The organism is Micromonospora sp. WMMA1947, from assembly GCF_027497355.1.
Classification (GTDB): domain Bacteria; phylum Actinomycetota; class Actinomycetes; order Mycobacteriales; family Micromonosporaceae; genus Micromonospora.
In genome coordinates this window covers 6155305-6174467 of the sequence record NZ_CP114909.1, presented here as the reverse complement: position 1 = coordinate 6174467, position 19163 = coordinate 6155305, and the positions used below count along the sequence as shown (strand labels likewise).

Annotated in this window: 14 protein-coding genes; 7 read left to right on the top strand and 7 right to left on the bottom strand. The window is 72.2% G+C overall.

Translation table 11 applies throughout. The annotated features are described in order from the left end of the window. The first annotated feature begins 1 nt into the window (after position 1). Positions 2–2149, top strand: a complete 2148-nt coding sequence (locus tag O7604_RS28965; RefSeq protein ID WP_281578404.1) for a 3-hydroxyacyl-CoA dehydrogenase NAD-binding domain-containing protein — start codon at positions 2–4, stop codon at positions 2147–2149. A 55-nt stretch (positions 2150–2204) separates the two neighbouring features. Here O7604_RS28965 and O7604_RS28960 read toward each other — a convergent pair whose 3' ends face one another. After that, positions 2205–3356, bottom strand: a complete 1152-nt coding sequence (locus O7604_RS28960) for an acyl-CoA dehydrogenase family protein (RefSeq protein WP_281578403.1) — start codon at positions 3354–3356, stop codon at positions 2205–2207. 76 nt (positions 3357–3432) lie between these two features. Between O7604_RS28960 and O7604_RS28955 the strand changes: the two genes are divergently transcribed. Then, a complete protein-coding gene (locus tag O7604_RS28955; protein WP_269700677.1) occupies positions 3433–4923 on the top strand; it encodes an aldehyde dehydrogenase family protein in 1491 nt (496 codons plus the stop codon). A gap of 1 nt (position 4924) precedes the next feature. Here the strand turns inward: O7604_RS28955 and O7604_RS28950 are convergent, their stop codons facing one another. Then, on the bottom strand, positions 4925–5605 hold the full coding sequence (locus tag O7604_RS28950) for a GntR family transcriptional regulator (protein WP_269700676.1): 681 nt from the start codon (positions 5603–5605) through the stop codon (positions 4925–4927). A gap of 43 nt (positions 5606–5648) precedes the next feature. On the opposite strand from O7604_RS28950, the gene O7604_RS28945 reads away from it, so the two are divergent. From O7604_RS28945 to O7604_RS28930, 4 genes are read left to right on the top strand one after another with little or no spacing between them, the layout of a single operon-like run. Further along, a complete protein-coding gene (locus O7604_RS28945; protein WP_281578402.1) occupies positions 5649–6428 on the top strand; it encodes an enoyl-CoA hydratase-related protein in 780 nt (259 codons plus the stop codon). Then, complete coding sequence (locus O7604_RS28940) at positions 6425–7585, top strand: CaiB/BaiF CoA-transferase family protein (protein WP_281578401.1); 1161 nt, start codon at positions 6425–6427, stop codon at positions 7583–7585. The genes O7604_RS28945 and O7604_RS28940 overlap by 4 nt, the downstream gene beginning before the upstream one ends. Continuing rightward, positions 7585–8613 (top strand): LLM class F420-dependent oxidoreductase, encoded by a 1029-nt coding sequence (locus O7604_RS28935; protein ID WP_281578400.1) that lies wholly within the window; start codon positions 7585–7587, stop codon positions 8611–8613. Before O7604_RS28940 ends, O7604_RS28935 begins: the two co-directional genes overlap by 1 nt. Before the next feature lie 21 nt (positions 8614–8634). After that, complete coding sequence (locus tag O7604_RS28930; RefSeq protein WP_281578399.1) at positions 8635–9768, top strand: acyl-CoA dehydrogenase family protein; 1134 nt, start codon at positions 8635–8637, stop codon at positions 9766–9768. Here the strand turns inward: O7604_RS28930 and O7604_RS28925 are convergent. The 4 genes from O7604_RS28925 to O7604_RS28910 form a co-directional block, all read right to left on the bottom strand. Continuing rightward, positions 9754–10461, bottom strand: coding sequence for a TetR/AcrR family transcriptional regulator (locus O7604_RS28925; protein ID WP_281578398.1), 708 nt, complete (start codon positions 10459–10461; stop codon positions 9754–9756). The genes O7604_RS28930 and O7604_RS28925 overlap by 15 nt on opposite strands. 134 nt (positions 10462–10595) lie before the next feature. Beyond that, positions 10596–11348 carry a succinate dehydrogenase/fumarate reductase iron-sulfur subunit gene (locus tag O7604_RS28920; protein WP_013285329.1) on the bottom strand — a complete coding sequence of 251 codons (753 nt, stop codon included), beginning with the start codon at positions 11346–11348 and terminating at the stop codon, positions 10596–10598. After that, a complete protein-coding gene (locus O7604_RS28915) occupies positions 11345–13282 on the bottom strand; it encodes a fumarate reductase/succinate dehydrogenase flavoprotein subunit (protein ID WP_269700669.1) in 1938 nt (645 codons plus the stop codon). The genes O7604_RS28920 and O7604_RS28915 overlap by 4 nt, the downstream gene beginning before the upstream one ends. Before the next feature lies 1 nt (position 13283). Further along, positions 13284–14015: a succinate dehydrogenase cytochrome b subunit gene (locus tag O7604_RS28910; RefSeq protein WP_269700668.1), complete on the bottom strand. Its 732-nt coding sequence runs from the start codon at positions 14013–14015 to the stop codon at positions 13284–13286. Between the two features lie 35 nt (positions 14016–14050). Between O7604_RS28910 and O7604_RS28905 the strand changes: the two genes are divergently transcribed. Next, positions 14051–14980 (top strand): LysR family transcriptional regulator, encoded by a 930-nt coding sequence (locus O7604_RS28905; RefSeq protein WP_281578397.1) that lies wholly within the window; start codon positions 14051–14053, stop codon positions 14978–14980. 145 nt (positions 14981–15125) lie between these two features. Here the strand turns inward: O7604_RS28905 and hrpA are convergent, their stop codons facing one another. Then, positions 15126–19121, bottom strand: a complete 3996-nt coding sequence (gene hrpA, locus O7604_RS28900; protein ID WP_281578396.1) for an ATP-dependent RNA helicase HrpA — start codon at positions 19119–19121, stop codon at positions 15126–15128. Positions 19122–19163: the final 42 nt, after the last annotated feature.

Genomic DNA, 19163 nt, shown 5'->3' with positions numbered 1-19163 from the left:
AATGGCAAACACCATCCGGTGGGAGCACGGCGACGACGGCATCGTGCTGCTCACCCTCGACCACCCCGGCCGCTCGGCGAACGTGATGAACGCGGAGTTCGGCGAGAGCCTGACCGCCACTGTGGACCGGCTCGAGGCCGAGCGCGACCGGATCGCCGGCGTGATCGTCACCTCGGCCAAGAAGACGTTCTTCGCCGGCGGCGACCTGGAGACCCTGGTACGGCTCACGCCCGCCGACGCCGGGACGTCGGCGGCCGGCGCGGCCGCGCTCAAGCACGCCGTACGCCGGCTGGAGACGCTCGGCCGTCCGGTGGTCGCCGCGATCAACGGATCGGCTCTCGGCGGCGGACTCGAACTGGCCCTGGGCTGCCACCACCGCATCGTGCTCGACGACCCGGGCATCGAGATCGGCTTTCCCGAGGTCACGCTCGGTCTGCTGCCCGGCTGCGGCGGCGTGGTGCGCACCGTCCGGCTGCTCGGCGTCACCGCCGCGCTGACGAACTGGCTGCTGCGTGGCCAGCGCCGCCGCCCGCAGGACGCGCTCGCGCACGGACTGGTCGACGAGCTGGCCGCCGACCGGGACGCCCTCATGGCCGCCGCCCGCGCCTGGATCGCCGCGAACGCGGACGCGACCCAGCCGTACGACCGCAAGGGCTACCGGATGCCCGGCGGCACCCCCTCAAGCCCGGGGCTCGCGACGCAGTTGCCGGCCATGCCGGCGCTGCTGCGCAAGCAGCTCAAGGGCGCGCCCTACCCGGCGCCGCGCAACATCCTCGCCGCCGCCGTCGAAGGCGCCCAGGTCGACCTGGACACCGCGTTCACGATCGAGGGGCGGTACTTCACCGAGCTGGCCACCGGCCAGGTCGCCAAAAACATGATCAAGGCGCTCTTCTTCGACCTCCAGGCCGCCCGGTCCCGGACCGCCGGTGGCGACCACGAGCCGGTGCGCAGCGTCGCCGTCGTCGGCGCGGGCATGATGGGCGCCGCCATCGCGTACGTCTGCGCCCGCGCCGGGATGCGGGTGGTGCTCAAGGACGTCACCGCCGAGGGGGCGGCGCGGGGCAAGGCGTACTCGGCGGGCCTGCTCGACAAGGCGGTCGCCCGGGGCCGGTCCACGCCGGAGAAGCGCGACGAGATCCTGGGCCGCATCCACGCCACCGGCGACCTCGCCGACCTGACCGGCGTCGACCTCGCGATCGAGGCGGTCTTCGAGGACCCGGCGCTCAAGCACAAGGTGTACGCCGAGATCGAGCAGGTGGCGCCAGGCGCGCTGATCGCCTCCAACACCTCCACGCTGCCCATCACGCTGCTCGCCGAGGGCGTCAGCCGGCCGGAGGAGTTCATCGGGCTGCACTTCTTCTCCCCGGTGGACAAGATGCCGCTGGTCGAGGTGATCCGCGGGGAGCGGACCGACGAGGCCACGCTCGGCCGGGCGCTGGGTGTCGTCGGTCAGCTGCGCAAGACGCCGATCGTCGTCAACGACAGCCGGGGATTCTTCACCAGCCGGGTCATCGGCACGTTCACCAACGAGGGCGTGGCGATGCTGGCCGAGGGCATCCCGGCGGCGACGATCGAGCAGGCCAGCAGCCAGGCCGGGTATCCCGCGCCGGTCCTCGCGCTGATGGACGAGCTCACCCTCACCCTGCCCCGCAGGATCCGCCTGGAGACGGCCGCGGCGACTGTGGCCGCCGGGGGCACCTGGCAACCGCACGCTGCCGACGCGGTCATCGACCGGATGATCGACGAGTGCGGCCGGACCGGACGCTCGGGCGGCGCCGGCTTCTACGACTACCGCGACGGGAAGCGGGCCGGGCTCTGGCCGGGGCTGCGGGAGCAGTTCGGCGGCACGAACCTGGACACGCCGTTCGAGGACCTCAAGGAGCGGATGCTCTTCATCGAGGCGATCGAGTCGGTGCGGTGCCTGGATGAGGGCGTGCTGACCTCGGTGGCCGACGCCAACGTCGGCTCGATCCTGGGCATCGGTTATCCGAGCTGGACCGGCGGCGTCCTGCAGTACGTCAACCAGTACGACGGCGGGCTGCCCGGCTTCGTGGCCCGCGCCCGGGTGCTGGCCGAGCGCTACGGCGAGCGGTTCGACCCGCCGCCGACGCTGGTGGCCATGGCCGAGCGGGGGGAGCGGTTCGAGTAGACGACGACGCGGTCCGGCCGGTGGGTATGCCCCTCACCGGCCGGGCCACTTCGTGTCAGGACATCTGCTCGGACAGGCCGTACGTCTTGGCGATGATCTCGCGCTGGATCTCGCTGGCACCGCCGTAGACGGTGGACACGATCGACGAGCGGACCAGGCGCTCCATGTCGAACTCCGTGGTGTAGCCGTAGCCGCCCATCATCTGCATCGCGTCCAGGGCGACCCGGCGGGCGGTCTCGGTGGCCTTGAGCTTCGCCATCGAACTCTCCCGGGGCAGCACCGTGTCCGGCGCCTTGTCGACCTTCGCGGCGGTGTCGTAGACGAGCAGCCGGGCGCACTCGATCTCGGTGGCCAGGTCGGCCAGCCGGTGCCGGAGCACCTGGAACGAGCCGATCGGCCGGCGGAACTGCCGCCGGTTCTTCACGTACTCCACGACGTCGTCGAACGCCCGCTGCGCGGTGCCGAGCATGACGCTGGCGAGGATCAACCGCTCCATGTTGAGCCCGGCCATCAGCTGCCGCCAGCCGTTGTCGACCTCGCCGACCACCGCGTCGGCGGGCAGCAGGCAGTCGGTGAAGTAGAGGTCGTTCACCTCCCGGCCGCCCATGGTGTCGATGCCGGAGACGGTCAGGCCGGGCGCCGAGGCGGGGACCAGGAACATGGTCAGGCCGTGGTGGTCGCCGGCCCGGCCGGAGGTGCGGGCGACCAGCAGGATGTGCTCGGCCAGGTGGGCGTTCGAACACCACGTCTTCTGGCCGTTGACGACGTATCCGTCGTCGGTGCGCTCGGCGCGGCAGCTCAGGTTCGCCACGTCCGAGCCGGCCTCGGGCTCGGACATCGCGACCGCCTCGATGACGCCGCGGGCCACCCCGGACAGGATCAGCTTCTTCTGCGCCGGCGTGCCGAACCGCTGGTAGGTGGCGGCCACGATGATCGAGGTGGTGAAGCCGCCGATCGGGGCCATCGCGCGGGCCGTCTCCTCCAGGAACAGGCACAGCTCCGTCATGCCGGCGCCGCCGCCGTCGAACTCCTCCGGCAGCGACAGGCCCAGCCAGCCGAGGTCGGCCATCCTGCGGTACAGCTCCGGGCTGTGCGGTTCCCGGCCGCCGTTGGTGAGGTTCTGCCGCTGCTCGCGGGTGCCCACCTCGCGGCGGCAGAAGTCCCGCACCGCCTCGACCAGGGATCGTTGCTCGTCGCTCCACTCCACCGCGGTACCTCCAGCGCGTCAGCAGGGATTGACAGCAAGGCTAGACTATCGAATATCAAATGTCAGGAGGCTGCCGATGACGTCCCTCGTGGAGCACCCTCGCCGGCTGCGCGTCGTCGACCCGGTGACAGGCGAGCACCGCGCCGACTACGACCTCGCCGACGACGCCGCCGTACGCGCCGCCGTGTCGCGGGCCCGCGAGGCGGCCGGCTGGTGGGCCGGGCTGGACGCCCGGCAGCGCCGCCGGCATCTGCTGGCGTACAAGGCGGCGGTCGCCGGCGGCATCGAGGAACTGGCCGGGATCGTCCGGAGCGAGACCGGCAAGAGCCTCGCCGGGGCGCAGCTCGAGGTGATGCTCGCCGTCGAGCACCTGGACTGGGCGGCCCGGCACGCCGCGCGGGTGCTCCGGCGACGGTCGGTCCCCTCCGGCCTGCTCGCGTTCAACCAGGCCGCCTCCGTCGAGTACGTGCCGTACGGCGTGGTCGGCGTGATCGGCCCCTGGAACTACCCCGTCTACACCCCGATGGGCGCGGTGTCGCACGCGCTCGCCGCCGGCAACGCGGTGGTGTTCAAGCCCAGCGAGTTCACCCCCGGCGTCGGGGTGTGGCTGGCCGAGCGGTGGCACGAGCTGCTTCCCGACCACCCGGTCCTCCAGGTGGTCACCGGTGACGGCACGACCGGGGCCGCACTGTGCCGCGCCTCGGCCGACAAGATCGCGTTCACCGGCTCGGCAGCGACCGGGCGCGCCGTCATGGCCGCCTGCGCCGAGACCCTGACCCCGGTGGTGATCGAGGGTGGCGGCAAGGACGCGCTGATCGTCGCCGCCGACGCCGACCTCGACGCCGCCGCGCGGGCGGCGGTCTTCGGTGGCCTGGGCAACGCCGGGCAGACCTGCGCCGGCGTCGAGCGCGTCTACGTCGAACGGTCCGTCTACGAGCCGTTCCTGGCCACGCTCACCGAGCTGGCGCGGCAGGTCCGGCCCGGTGCCGAGCCGGACGCGCCGTACGGACCGATGACCACGCCCACCCAGCCGGACGTCGTGCTCCGGCACGTCACCGACGCCCTCGACCGGGGCGCCCGGGCGGTGGTGGGTGACGCGGCCTCCGTGCGGCCCCCGTTCGTGGAGCCGGTCGTGCTGACCGACGTGCCCGAGGACAGCACCGCCGTCACCGAGGAGACGTTCGGGCCGGTGCTCGTGGTCAACCCGGTGGCCGACGCCGACGAGGCGGTACGCCGGACGAACGCGACGAGCTACGGGCTCTCCGGCTCGATCTTCACCCGCGACCGCCGCCGTGGGCTGGCGCTCGCCGGGCGGCTGCGGGCCGGCGCGGTGTCTGTCAACTCGGTGCTGGGATACGCGGGCGTGCCGTCACTGCCCTTCGGCGGAGTGGGCGACTCGGGGTTCGGGCGGGTCCACGGCGCGGACGGCCTGCGCGAGTTCGCCCGGCCGCGATCGGTGACGTGGCAGCGGTTCCGGCCGCTGATCGAGGTGATGACGCTCCAGCCGTCCGCGTCGGCGATGAAGCGGTCGCTGGCGATGTTCGCGTGGCGTCATGGCCGCCGGTGACTCACTGCGCCCACACGCCCAGCCCGTCGAGGTGCTTGACCAGCCGTTCCGCGCCGTCGGTGAAGTGCCGGGCCATGACCGGCCGGACGCGCTCCGGGTCGCCCGCCGCGAGCGCGTCGAGCAGCGCCTCGTGATCGGCGATCATGCCGGCCCGCCACTCCGGGTCGGCGGCGTAGAACCGCGACGGCGTGTAGCGGGTCACGGTGCGCAGCAGCCAGGACAGCTTGCGCGCGTCGGCGAGGCGGTTGATCCGGCGGTGGAACTCGTATTCGAGCTGCTCGACCCGGCTGACCTGCCGGGCCTGGGCGGCTCGGCGCAGCCGCTCGTGCTGCTGCCGCAGGTCGTCGAGCTGCTCCGGGGTGATGCCGACGGCCACCCGGGCGGCCAGCTCACCGGCGATGTGGCCCTGGAGGCTGAACACGTCGATGATGTCCTGCCGGGACAGCGGCGCCACCACGTGCCCGCGTCGCGGTTGCAGCTCGACCATGTCCTCCGCGCGCAGCATCAGCAGCGCCTCGCGTACCGGCGTGATGCTCAGTCCGGTCTCCTGGGCGACCTCCTCGAGCCGGATGCGTTCGCCGGGTCGCAGCTGGCCGGACATGATCCGGTCGCGCAGCAGGCTCGCCACGGTCTCGGAGAGCTGGGGCTGAGAGACGTTCTGGATCCTGCCGCGGTCCGCCACCACCCGAGGGTATCAAATGTCAAATGTCAGAATAGGCGTCGGCTTGCGGGCCGCCACCAGCGGCGGTGTCCGCACCATCTGGTTCGACCGGCCCGACCGGCGCAACGCGATGACGCTGGAGATGTTCCGCGACTACTACGCGGCCCTGGTCGCGGCGGACGCGGATCCGGAGGTCCGGGCGGTCGTGGTGACCGGCGCCGGCGACTGGTTCTGTGCCGGCGCCGACCCGGAGGCGCTGGCCGCGCTGCTCGACGAGCGCAACCGTGACCTGCTCGCGGGCGAGTTCGGCTTCCCGCCGCACCTGCCGCTGACGCTCGGCACGCCGATCGTCGCGGCGATGAACGGCGGCGCGGCGGGCCTCGGCCTGGTCCACGCGCTCTACGCCGACGTGCGGTTCCTCGCGGCGCAGGCGCGCCTGTCCACCTCGTTCAGCCGGCTCGGCCTCGTCGCCGAGTACGGCAGCGCCTGGCTGCTGCCCCGGCTGATCGGCGTCGGCGCCGCGCTGGACCTGCTGGTGTCCGGCCGCAAGGTCGACGCGGTCGAGGCGTTCCGGATCGGACTTGTGCAACGCGTGCTCCCGCGCGACGAGGTGCTGGCCGAGGCACAAGCCTATGCCGCGGCCCTGGCGCAGCACTGCTCACCGGCCTCCATGGCGGTGATCCGGCGGCAGGTGTGGTCGGGTGCGGAGACCGGCGCCGCCGAGGCCGCCACCGACGCGATCCGGCTCATGGTCGAGTCCCTGGCCGGCGCCGACTTCGGCGAGGCCCTGCTCAGCCGGGCCCAGGGCCGACTGCCCCGCTTCGCCCCCCGGGCCGGCGCGTGAGCGGGCCCCTGGACGGCGTCCGGATCCTGGAACTGGCCGGGATCGGCCCCGGCCCGTTCGCCGCCATGCTGCTCGCCGACCTCGGCGCCGACGTGGTGCGCGTCGACCGGCCGGAGCCCGGCGCGTTCGCCGCCGGCGACCCCGGGCGGAACCTGCTCAACCGGGGCAAACGCTCGGTCGTGGTGGACCTGAAGCACCCCGAGGGTGCCGAGGTGGTCCTCGCGCTGGCCGACCGGGCCGCGATCCTGATCGAGGGCTGGCGTCCCGGCGTGGCCGAGCGCCTCGGCGTCGGACCGGAGGCCGTGCTGGCCCGCAACCCGGGGCTGGTCTACGGGCGGATGACCGGGTGGGGACAGGACGGGCCGCTGGCCCGCGCCGCGGGCCACGACATCGGCTACATCGCCGTCGCCGGGGCGCTGCACCCGATCGGCCGGGCCGGCGGGCCGCCGCAGATCCCGCTCAACCTGGTCGGCGACTTCGGCGGCGGCGCGCTCTACCTGGTCGTCGGCATCCTGGCGGCGCTGCACGTCGCCGGCGCCACCGGGCGAGGACAGGTCGTCGACGCCGCCATCGTGGACGGCGCGGCCCACCTCACCACCCCGTTCGCCGGGCTGCTCGCCGAGGGCGTCTGGCGCGCCGAGCGGGGCCGCAACCTGCTCGACGGCGGCGCGCCCTTCTACGACGTGTACGCCACCGCCGACGGCGGCCACATGGCGGTGGGCGCACTGGAACCGCAGTTCTACGCCGAACTGCTGCGGCTGCTGGGGCTCGCAGGCGCGGACCTGCCGGACCGGCACGACGTCACCGGATGGCCGGTGCTGCGCGCCCGCTTCGCCGAGGTGTTCGCCGGGCGTACCCGCGACGAGTGGACGGCCGTGTTCGACGGCACCGACGCCTGCGTCGCGCCGGTGCTGTCCCTGGCCGAGGCGCCGGGCCACCCGCACCTGGTCGCGCGCGGCACGTACGAGGAGCACTTCGGCGTCCGGCAACCCGCCGTGGCGCCCCGCCTGTCCGGGACACCCGGCCGGGTCGGCGGCCCGCCGCCCGCACCCGGCGCGGACACCGAGCCCGTGCTCACCGACTGGGGGCTGGGCGAACACCTACCGGGGTGGCTGGACGGCGGCGCCGTCGGCCGGAAGCAGGGAGCAGCGCACTGATGCGTATCGGGACGACACTGGCGTACGCCGCCGACCCCCGGAGCGGCGCCGACGAGGTCGCCGCCTGGGAACAGGACGGCCTGGACGTGATCTGGGTGTCCGAGGCGTACGGCTTCGACGCGCCCACGGTGATGGGTTACCTGGCCGCCCGGACGAGCCGGGCGCACATCGGCTCCGCGATCCTGCCGATCTTCTCGCGTACCCCGGCTCTGCTGGCGCAGACCGCGGCGGGCCTGGACGCCATGTCCGGTGGCCGGGCCATCCTCGGCCTGGGCGCGTCCGGACCGCAGGTGATCGAGGGATGGCACGGCGTCGCCTACGACCGGCCGCTGGCCCGCACCCGCGAGGTGATCGACATCTGCCGGCGGGTGTGGCGGCGCGAGACGCTGACGAACGACGGCCTCTACCGGCTGCCGCTGCCGCCCGGCGAGGGCACCGGGCTGGGCAAGCCGCTGAAGATCCTCACCCACCCGGTCCGCGACCGCATCCCGATCCACGTGGCGAGCCTGGGCGACCGGAACGTCCGGATGACCGCCGAGATCGCCGACGGGTGGCTGCCGTTCCTCTACGACCCGGCCCGCGCGGGCGACGTCTGGGGCGCCGCGCTGGCCGCCGGCCGCGCGAAGCGGTCGGCTGATCTCGGGCCGCTGGACGTGGTGGCCGGCGGGCCGCTGGTGATCGGCCCGGACGTGACCGGACTGCGCGACCTCGCCCGGCCGCTGGTCGCCCTCTACGTGGGCGGGATGGGCGCCAAGGGCCGCAACTTCTACCACGACCTGCTGTGCCGCTACGGCTACACCGCCGAGGCGGACCGCATCCAGGAGCTCTACCTGGCCGGCCGCAAGGCCGAGGCCGCCGCCGCGGTGCCGGCGGAACTGCTGGAACGCACCAGCCTGATCGGGCCGGAGAGCTACGTGCGCGACCGGGTCCAGGAGTACCGCGACGCGGGCGTGACGATCCTCAACGTCGCGCCGCTGGGCGAGGACCCGCGGCGTCTCGTCGCCGCCGTCGCGGACATGGCCCGGTAGCGCAGGGGAGGGAGCTGACACATGGACCGCGCGATCTTCACCGCCGACCATCTCGCGTTCGCCGAACTGGTGCGCGCGTTCATCGACAAGGAGATCACCCCGCATCACGAGCGCTGGGAGGCCGACGGCATCGTCGACCGCGGCGTGTGGCGGGCCGCCGGCGCCGCCGGGCTGCTCGGCTTCTTCGTCGACGAACGGTACGGCGGCGCCGGGGTGAGCGACCGGCGGTTCCACGCCGTCCTGACCGAGGAACTCGCCCGGGCCGGCGCGAGCGGTCCCGCGTTCGGGCTGCACAACGACATCATCGGCCCGTACCTGACCGACCTGACCACCGAGGAGCAGAAGCAGCGCTGGCTGCCGGGCTTCTGCTCCGGCGAGATCGTCACCGCCATCGCCATGTCCGAGCCGGGCGCCGGCAGCGACCTTCAGGGCATCACCACCACAGCGGTACGCGACGGCGACGACTGGGTCCTCAACGGGCAGAAGACGTTCATCAGCAACGGCATCCTGGCCGACCTGGTGATCGTGGTGGCCCGTACCGACCCCGGCGCCGGGCGGCGGGGGATCAGCCTGCTCGTGGTCGAACGCGGCATGCCCGGATTCGAGCGCGGCCGCAACCTCGACAAGCTCGGGCAGAAGGCGCAGGACACCGCCGAGCTGTTCTTCGCCGACGTCCGGGTGCCAGCTGCCAACCTGCTCGGCGCGGAGGGCGAGGGCTTCGCCTACCTGATGCGCAACCTGCCGCTGGAGCGGCTGTCCATTGCGGTCGCGGCGCTCGCCGGCGCGGAGACGGTGTTCGCGCAGACGCTCGACTACTGCAGGCAGCGCCAGGCGTTCGGCCGTCCCATCGGCAGCTTCCAGCACAACCGGTTCGTGCTCGCCGAACTCGCCACCGAGCTGCGTCTGGGCCGGGTCTTCGTGGACCAGTGCCTGATCGCGCCGGACCTGGGCGCGGAGACGGCGGCGATGGCGAAGTGGTGGTGCACCGAGTTGCAGCAGCGCGTCGTGGACCGGTGCCTGCAGCTGCACGGCGGCTACGGCTACATGCGCGAGTACCCGGTGGCCCGTGCCTACCTGGACGCCCGCGTGCAGACCATATACGGGGGCACCACCGAGATCATGAAGGAGGTGATCGGCCGGTCACTCGGCCTGTGAGCCGGGCTCCAGCATCGGCACGAGGAAGCGGCGGGCCATCTGCCGCAGCTCGTCGGCGTCGTCCAGGTCGATGACGTGGCTCGGGGTGAGCAGGAAGGAGCAGGACAGCCGGGTCATCAGCTCGGCCACCACCTCCACGTCCACTGTGGCGGCGATGGTGCCGGCGCGCTGCTCGCGGCGCAGCTGCCCGGCGACGAACCGCTGCACGGTGGCCAGCGTCCGCCCCCCGTCGCTGATCATCGAGGGGATGAGCACGTCCGGTTCGACGCTCATCAGCCCGCCGATCAGCGGGTTGCGGCGGATCGCGTCCAGCGCGCTGACGAAGCCCAGCACCACCCGGTCACCGACCGTCTCCGCCTGCTGGATGTCGACCAGGAACCGGTCGAAGTAGCGCCGGAACTCGCGGCGGACCACCTGCTCGACCAGCCGGTCCTTGGTGGCGAACCGGCGGTACGCGGTGATCCGGGAGACGCCCGCCCGGCGGGCCACGTCCTCCATGGTGGAGCGGCGGATGCCCATGCGGCAGAACTGCTCGTAGGCGGCGTCGAGGATCCGGGTCGCGACCTCGTCGCTGTCGCCGGGGCTGTGCAGCGCCTCGGTGAAGGCGCGTTCCAGCAGCGACTCCGGCGGGCCGGCCGGTCCGTCGTGACCCGCCTGCGGGGAGGACGCCTGCGGGGGAGCGGTCCGGGCCATGGGTGCCCTCCCGGGAGAGACGGTGACGCGGCTGGCGGTTCACCGTACCAATCGCCGGGGCGTACCCCGATGCGAGCGCGACCGCCGCGCCCGGATGCGGGGCGCGGCGGTCGCGTCTGTCGTGCGGTGTCCGGTCAGGAGCCGGAGCGCTTGGCCGTAGCCTTCAGGTAGTCCCGGTTGAGCCGGCCGATGGTGTTCAGCGGAATGCCCTTCGGGCAGGCCGCCGCGCACTCGCCGATGTTCGTGCAGCCGCCGAAGCCGGCCTCGTCGTGCGCGTCCACCATGCCGATCACCCGGGTGTAGCGCTCCGGCTGGCCCTGCGGCAGCAGCGAGAGCTGGGTGATCTTCGCGGCGGTGAACAGCATGCCGGAGCCGTTCGGGCAGGCCGCCACGCAGGCGCCGCAGCCGATGCAGGCAGCCGACTCGAACGCGGCGTCCGCGTCGGCCTTCGGCACCGGCACCGAGTGCGCCTCCGGGGCACTGCCGGTCGGCGCGGTGACGTAGCCGCCGGCGGCGATGATCTGGTCGAACGCGTTGCGGTTGACCACCAGGTCCTTGACGACCGGGAAGGCGCGGGCCCGCCACGGCTCGATGTCGATCGTGTCGCCGTCGGAGAACTGCCGCATGTGCAGCTGGCAGGCGGTGGTGCCACGCTGCGGGCCGTGCGCCTCACCGTTGATCATGAGGCTGCACATGCCGCAGATGCCCTCGCGGCAGTCGTGGTCGAACGCCACCGGCTCCTCGCCGTCGAGGATCAGCCGCTCGTTCAGTACGTCGAGCATCTCCAGGAAGGACATGTCCGGCGACACGTCCTGCACCGGGTAGGTCACCATCCGACCCTTGTCCTCGGGGCCGGTCTGGCGCCAGATGCGCAGGGTCAGGTTCACTTGTAGCTCCGCTGCGTGGGGTGGACGTATTCGAAGGTCAGGTCTTCCTTGTGCAGCACGGGCTCACCGGTGCCGGTGTACTCCCAGGCCGCCACGTAGGCGAACCGGTCGTCGTCGCGCTGCGCCTCGCCGTCGGGCGTCTGGTGCTCGGCCCGGAAGTGGCCGCCACAGGACTCCTCGCGGTGCAGGGCGTCGATGCACATCAGCTCGGCCAGCTCGAAGAAGTCGGCCACCCGGCCGGCCTTCTCCAGCGACTGGTTGAGGCCCTCGCCGTCACCCGGGACGCGCACCCGCTGCCAGAACTGCTCGCGCAGCGCGCGGATCTCGTCGATCGCCTTGCGCAGCCCGGCCTCGGAGCGCTCCATGCCGCAGTGCTCCCACATGATCTGGCCCAGCTCGCGGTGGAACGAGTCCACGGTGCGGTCGCCGTTGATCGCCAGCAGCCGCTTGATCCGGTCCTCGACGTCGGTCCGCGCCGCGACCGCCTCGGGGTGGCTCGCGTCGACCTTGTCCAGCGGGCCGGAGGAGGCCAGATAGTTGGCGAGCGTGTTCGGCAGCACGAAGTAGCCGTCCGCCAGGCCCTGCATCAGCGCCGACGCGCCGAGCCGGTTCGCGCCGTGGTCGGAGAAGTTGGCCTCACCGATCACGAACAGGCCGGGGATGCTCGACTGCAGGTCGTAGTCGACCCAGAGGCCACCCATCGTGTAGTGCACGGCGGGGTAGATCCGCATCGGGACCTCGTACGGGTCCTCGCCGGTGATCCGCTCGTACATCTCGAAGAGGTTGCCGTACTTGGCCTCGATGGCCTTGCGGCCGAGCCGGTTGATCGCGTCGGCGAAGTCCAGGTAGACGCCGAGCCCGGTCGGGCCGACGCCGCGCCCCTCGTCACAGACGTTCTTTGCGGCGCGGGAGGCGATGTCGCGGGGGACCAGGTTGCCGAAGGACGGGTAGATCCGCTCCAGGTAGTAGTCCCGCTCGTCCTCGGGGATCTCCCGGGGGCTGCGCTGGTCGCCCTTGGCCTTGGGCACCCACACCCGGCCGTCGTTGCGCAGCGACTCGCTCATCAGGGTCAGCTTCGACTGGTGGTCGCCGGAGACCGGGATGCAGGTCGGGTGGATCTGCGTGTAGCAGGGGTTGGCGAAGTACGCGCCCTTGCGGTGCGCCCGCCACGAGGCGGTGACGTTGCAGCCCTTGGCGTTCGTGGAGAGGTAGAAGACGTTGCCGTACCCGCCGGTGGCGAGCACTACCGCGTCGGCCATCTCGGTGCTGATCTCGCCGGTGACCATGTCGCGGACCACGATGCCGCGCGCCCGGCCGTCGACGATCACCAGCTCGAGCATCTCGTGGCGGGCGTTCATCTCCACGTTGCCCAGGCCGATCTGCCGCTCCAGCGCCTGGTACGCGCCGAGCAGCAGCTGCTGGCCCGTCTGGCCCCGGGCGTAGAAGGTGCGCTGCACCTGCGCGCCGCCGAAGGAGCGGGTGTCGAGCAGGCCGCCGTACTCGCGGGCGAACGGCACGCCCTGGGCCACGCACTGGTCGATGATGTTCACCGACACCTCGGCCAGCCGGTGCACGTTCGACTCGCGGGAGCGGAAGTCGCCGCCCTTGACCGTGTCGTAGAACAGGCGGTGCACCGAGTCGCCGTCGTTGCGGTAGTTCTTGGCGGCGTTGATGCCACCCTGCGCGGCGATCGAGTGGGCCCGGCGCGGGCTGTCCTGATAGCAGTAGGACCGCACCCGGTAGCCCTGCTCGGCCAGGGTGGCGGCGGCGGAGCCGCCGGCCAGGCCGGTGCCGACCACGATCACCGTCATCTTGCGGCGGTTGGCCGGGTTGACCAGCTTCATCTCGAAGCGGTGGCGCTCCCACCGGGTCTCGATCGGGCCGTCCGGGGCCCGGGTGTCGGCGATCGGGTCGCCTTCGCGGTACAGATCCATGTCAGGACACCAATCCGGTGATCACGGCGAACGGGACCAGCAGGTAGCCGCCGACGAGCGCGACGGCGAAGACGAGCGCGGCGATCTTGGCCCGCTGCTCGCCCTTCGGGGTCTGCTGGCCGAGGCTGCGGAACGCGCTGAACGCGCCGTGGCGCAGGTGGAAGCCGAGGGTCACCAGCGCGAGGGTGTAGAAGAGCGTGACGTACCAGCGTTCCGGCGCGAAGCCGGCGACCACGTTGCCGTACGGGTTGGCCGGGTCGCCCTGCGGGTTCAGGTGACCCGTGGTCAGGTCGAGGATGTGGTAGATCACGAAGAGCAGGATGATCACACCACCCCAGCGCATCGTGCGGGCCGCGTAGTTCACGTGGATCTTGCGGCGGTGCGCGTACCGCACCGGGCGCGCGGCCCGGGACCGCATCGCGAGCACGGTGGCCGCGCCGATGTGCCCGAGGACGGCCAGGGTGAGCACCGCGCGCTGGATCCACAGGAACCACGTCGTCGGCAGCAGTGGCGTGCCGATGTCGCGCAGCCAGTGCGCGTAGTGGTCGAACGCCGTCTCGCCCGTGAAGATCTTCAGGTTGCCGAGCATGTGCGCGATCAGGAACAGCACGAGGATGATGCCCGTCACCGCCATGACGGCCTTGAGGCCGACGTTCGAGCGGATGGGCGACCGAGTTTTCGTGATTACCACGCGGTCGACGCTAGGAGCACTTCGATCAGGCGTCCAATGCATCGAAATCGCAGTGTTGATAGCCGTAAGCTATGTAGATGCAGCTCCATCAGCTTCGGTACTTCGTAGCGGTCGCCGAAGTACGACATTTCACCCAGGCAGCCGATCTTGTCGGCATAACCCAGCCCTCGTTGAGTAAGCAAATTCACGCGCTGGAGACCGACCTGGGGGCCCCGTTGTTCGAACGGGTAAGGGGCAACATCACACTGACCGCTGCCGGTGAGGTGCTGCTGCCGCTGGCCAAGCGGATCCTCGCCGACGTGGAGACCGCCACCCGCGAGGTGCAGGAGCTGGTGGGGCTGCGCCGGGGCCGGGTCCGGCTCGGCGCCACACCCAGCCTGGCCACCTCGCTCGCCCCGCCGGTGCTGCGCCGGTTCCGCGACGCGCACCCCACGATCGACCTGCGCGTGGAGGAGGGCGGCTCGCAGGACCTCGTCCGGGACCTGCTCCGCGGCGACCTCGACCTCGCGTTGATCATCATGCCGTCGGCCGGCACCGACCCCGGGTTGCGGGCCGACCCGATCCTGCGGGAGAGCCTGGTGGTCGCCTCGGTCGACCCGCTGCCGGGCGTCTCGGAAGCCGGGGAGCTGCGCATCGCCGACCTGCGCGACCAGCCGCTCGTCATGTTCCGCGAAGGCTACGACCTGCGCGACGCCACGCTCCAGGCGTGCCGGGCGGCCGGATTCGAGCCGACGCTGTCCGTCGACGGCGGGGAGATGGACGCGGTGCTCAGCTTCGTCGAGGCCGGGCTCGGCGTCGCGCTGGTGCCCGGCATCGTGGTGGCCCGCCGCCCCGGAATCCGGGTCACCCGGCTCGTCCCGCCCGGCGTCCGCCGGACCATCGCGGTGGCCCGCCGCCGCGACGTGGTGCCCACCCACGCCGGGCGCGAGCTGCGCCGCATCCTCCTGGAGTACGTCCACGACGCCACCGCCACCGCCGAACTCCCCCCAGGCGTAGAGCCCTTGTAGCCCCGCCCCGCCCCGCCTCCCGCCCCGCCTCGCCGCCTCGCCGCGCCGATCTTGCACATTCGGCCCCGGCGAAAGGTGCGAAAGCCTCGGCGCGGGGGCGCAAAGTGCAAGATCGACGGGCAGGGGGAGGGGGCGGGAGGCAGGGTCAGCGGGACTCGGCGTCGTCCATGGCTCGGTAGATGCGCTGCTCCGACACGGGGTAGGGGGTGCCGAGGGCCTGGGCGAAGACGTTCACCCGCAGCTCCTCGATCATCCAGCGGATCTGGCGGACCGCCGCCTCCTGGCGCCGGGCCGGGGGCAGCGCGGCGAGCATGTCCTGGTACTCCTTCTGCACCACGGCGACCCGGTCCTGCTGCTGTTTGTCCCGCTGCGGGTTGCCCGGCAACCGGTCCAGCCGCCGCTCGATCGCGGTCAGGTAGCGCAGCAGGTCGGGCAGGCGCGCGTATCCCGTCTCGGTCACGAAGCCCTTGTGCACCAGGCCGGTGAGCTGGTTGCGGATGTCGGCCAGGGCGGCCACCACCGCGAGGTTCCGGGTGGCGCCGAGCCGCTGCTCCACCGCGTACCCGGCGGCCAGCACGCGCCGGACCCGCTCCATCACCTCGACCACGGTGTCCACCAGGTCCGCGCGGACCGTGTCGCGCAGCGCGGCGAAGCCCTCGGCGTCCCAGGCCGGGCCGCCGGCGTCACCGATCAGCTTGTCGATCGCCGCGCCGGCCGCGTCCTCGATCAGCTCCGGCACGCTGCCGTGCGGGTTGCGGGACAGCGCCAGCTTTGCCTCGTTGCTCAGCCGCCCCTGCAGGAACTTCGCCGGTGACGGCAGCGTCAGCCGCAGCAGCCGCCGGGTGCCCGCCCAGTGCGCCGCCTCCTGCTCGGCGGCGGAGTCGAACACCTTCACCCCGACCGTCGTGCCCTCGTCCACCAGTGCCGGGTACGCGGTCACCGCGAAGCCGGCGCGTACCTGCTCGATGGTGCGCGGCAGCGCGCCGACGGACCACTCGGTCAGCCCGGTCCGGGCCACGTCGGGTGCGGCGGCCGCCACGACCTGGCGTACCTCCTGGCGCAGCTCGCGTTGCAGGGCCGGCAGGTCCTTGCCCTCGGCGACCGGCTTGTCGTCGTCGCCGAGCACCCGGAACGTGACCCGCAGGTGCGGTGGCAGCCGGCTCAGGTCCCACGCGTCCGCCGGGACGGTCACCCCGGTCATTCGGCGCAGCTGCCGGGTCAGCGCCGTGAGCAGCGGCTCCTCACCCGGGGTGATCGCGGCCAGCGCGGCGCGGGCGTAGTCGGGCACCGGCACGAAGTTGCGCCGTACCGGCTTGGGCAGCGACCGGATCAGTGCGATCACCAGCTCCTCGCGCAGGCCCGGCACCTGCCAGTCGAAGCTCTCCGCCGGCACCTGGTTGAGCAGCGGCAACGGGATGTCCACAGTGACGCCGTCGGTGGGCGCGGTCGGGTCGAACGTGTACGTCAGCGGCAGCGTCACGCCGTCGGCCCGCCACTCGTCCGGGAAGTCCTCCTCGTCCACCCCGCCCCGGCCGGCGTTGACGAGCAGTTCGCGGGTGAACGTGAGCAGGTCGGGCCGTTCCCGGCGGGTCTTCTTCCACCACGAGTCGAAGTGCCGGCCGGAGACCACGTCGGCGGGGACCCGCTGGTCGTAGAAGGCGAAGATGGTCTCGTCGTCGACCAGGATGTCGCGGCGCCGGGCCCGGTTCTCCAGTTCCTCGATCTCGGTCAGCAGCTTCTGGTTGTCCCGCCAGAACTGGTGGTGGGTCTGCCAATCGCCCTCCACCAGGGCGTGCCTGATGAACAGCTCCCGGCTCAGCACCGGGTCGATCCGCCCGAAGTTCACCTTGCGGGAGGTGACGATCGGGATGCCGTACAGCGTGACCTTCTCGTAGGCCATCACCGCGGCCTGCTTCTTCTCCCAGTGCGGCTCGCTGTAGCTGCGCTTGACCAGGTGCTGTGCCAGCGGCTCGACCCACTCCGGCTCGACCCGCCCGGCCACCCGGCCCCAGAGCCGGGACGTCTCCACCAGCTCCGCCGCCATCACCCAGCGCGGCGGCTTCTTGAACAACGCCGACCCGGGGAAGACCGCGAACTTCGCGCCGCGCGCGCCCAGGTACTCGTGTTTCTGCGCGTCCTTGAGGCCGAGGTGCGACAGCAGGCCGGGCAGCAGCGACTGGTGCACCTTCGGGGTGTCGATCTCCTCCGGCAGGTCGGCGCCGGCGCCGCGCCGGCCCTCACCCTTGTCCGAGGTACGCAGGACCTGGCGCAACTGGCTGACGATGTCCTGCCATTCGCGTACGCGAAGGTAGTTGAGGTATTCGGCCTTGCACATCCGGCGGAACGCGCTGGACGACAGCTCCCGCTGCTTCTCCCGCAGGTAGCGCCACAGGTTCAGGTACGCGACGAAGTCCGACTCCTTGTCGGCGAACCGGGCGTGCGCCTGGTCGGCCTGGGCCTGCTTGTCGGCCGGGCGTTCACGCGGGTCCTGGATGGACAGCGCGGCGGCGATCACCACGACCTCGGTGGCGCAGCCGTTGCGCTCGCCCTCGAGGACCATCCGGGCCAGCCGGGGGTCGACAGGGAGCTGGGCCAGCCGCCGGCCCAGCGCGGTGAGCCGCTTCGCCGGGTCGGTCTCGGCCGGGTCGAGCGCGCCCAGCTCGTGCAGCAGGTTCACGCCGTCGGTGACGTTGCGCCGGTCCGGCGGGTCGATGAACGGGAACGCCGCGACGTCGCCGAGCCCGATCGACGTCATCTGGAGGATGACCGAGGCCAGGTTGGTCCGCAGGATCTCCGGGTCGGTGAACTCGGGGCGGGAGTCGAAGTCCTGCTCGTCGTAGAGGCGGATGCAGATGCCGTCGGAGGTACGCCCGCAGCGGCCCTTGCGCTGGTTGGCGCTGGCCTGCGAGACCGGCTCGATCGGCAGCCGCTGCACCTTGAGCCGGCTGGAGTAGCGGGAGATCCGGGCCGTACCCGGGTCCACCACGTACTTGATGCCGGGCACCGTCAGCGAGGTCTCCGCGACGTTCGTGGCCAGCACCACCCGGCGGTTGCTGTGCGCGGCGAAGACCCGGTGCTGCTCGGCGGTGGAGAGCCGGGCGTACAGCGGCAGGATCTCGGTGCCGAGCAGCGACCGCTTCTTCTGCACCAGCTTGCCCAGCGCGTCGGCGGTGTCCCGGATCTCCCGCTCGCCGCTGAGGAACACCAGGATGTCGCCGGGCCCCTCGGCGGCCAGTTCCTCGACCGCATCGCCGATGGCCTGGATCTGGTCCCGCACGTTCTCCTCGTCGGCCTCGTCCTCCTCCTCGGCCTCGGTGACCTCGACCAGCGGCCGGTAGCGGACCTCCACCGGGTACGTGCGCCCGGACACCTCGACCACCGGCGCCGGGTTGCCGTCGGCGTCGGCGAAGTGCTTCGCGAACCGGTCGGTCTCGATCGTCGCCGACGTGATGACGACCTTGAGGTCGGGCCGGCGGGGCAGGAGCTGCCTGAGGTACCCGAGGATGAAGTCGATGTTGAGGCTGCGCTCGTGCGCCTCGTCGATGATCAGCGTGTCGTACTGCCGCAGCATCCGGTCGTTCTGCAACTCGGCCAGCAGGATGCCGTCGGTCATCAGCTTGACCAGGCTGTTGTCGCCCACCTGGTCGGTGAAGCGCACCTTGTAGCCGACCACGTCGCCCAGCTCCGTACCGAGTTCGTCGGCGATCCGGTCGGCGACAGTGCGGGCCGCCAGCCGGCGGGGCTGGGTGTGCCCGATCAGGCCGGTGACGCCGCGCCCCAGCTCCAGGCAGATCTTGGGAAGCTGGGTCGTCTTCCCGGAGCCGGTCTCACCGGCCACGATCACCACCTGGTGGTCGCGGATCGCGGCGGCGATGTCGTCCTTACGCTCGCTGACCGGCAACTGCGGCGGGTAGGTGATCGCCGGGACGGCCGCGCGGCGGGACTCCAGCCGCGCCTCGGCCCGGGTCACCTCGGTCGCGATCTCGGCCAGCGCCGCCCCCCGCCGCTGCGGGTCGCGCAGCTTGCGCACGCCGTCGAGCCGCCGCTGGAGCCGCCGCTGGTCGCGGAACATCAGGGGGGCGAGGCGGCGGCGCAGGTCGCGGGCGGTCTCAGGGGCGGCGGGTACGGCTGGATTCTGCATGTCGTCGCCAAGGATAGGCAGCCGCGCGGCGGACCGCCCCCG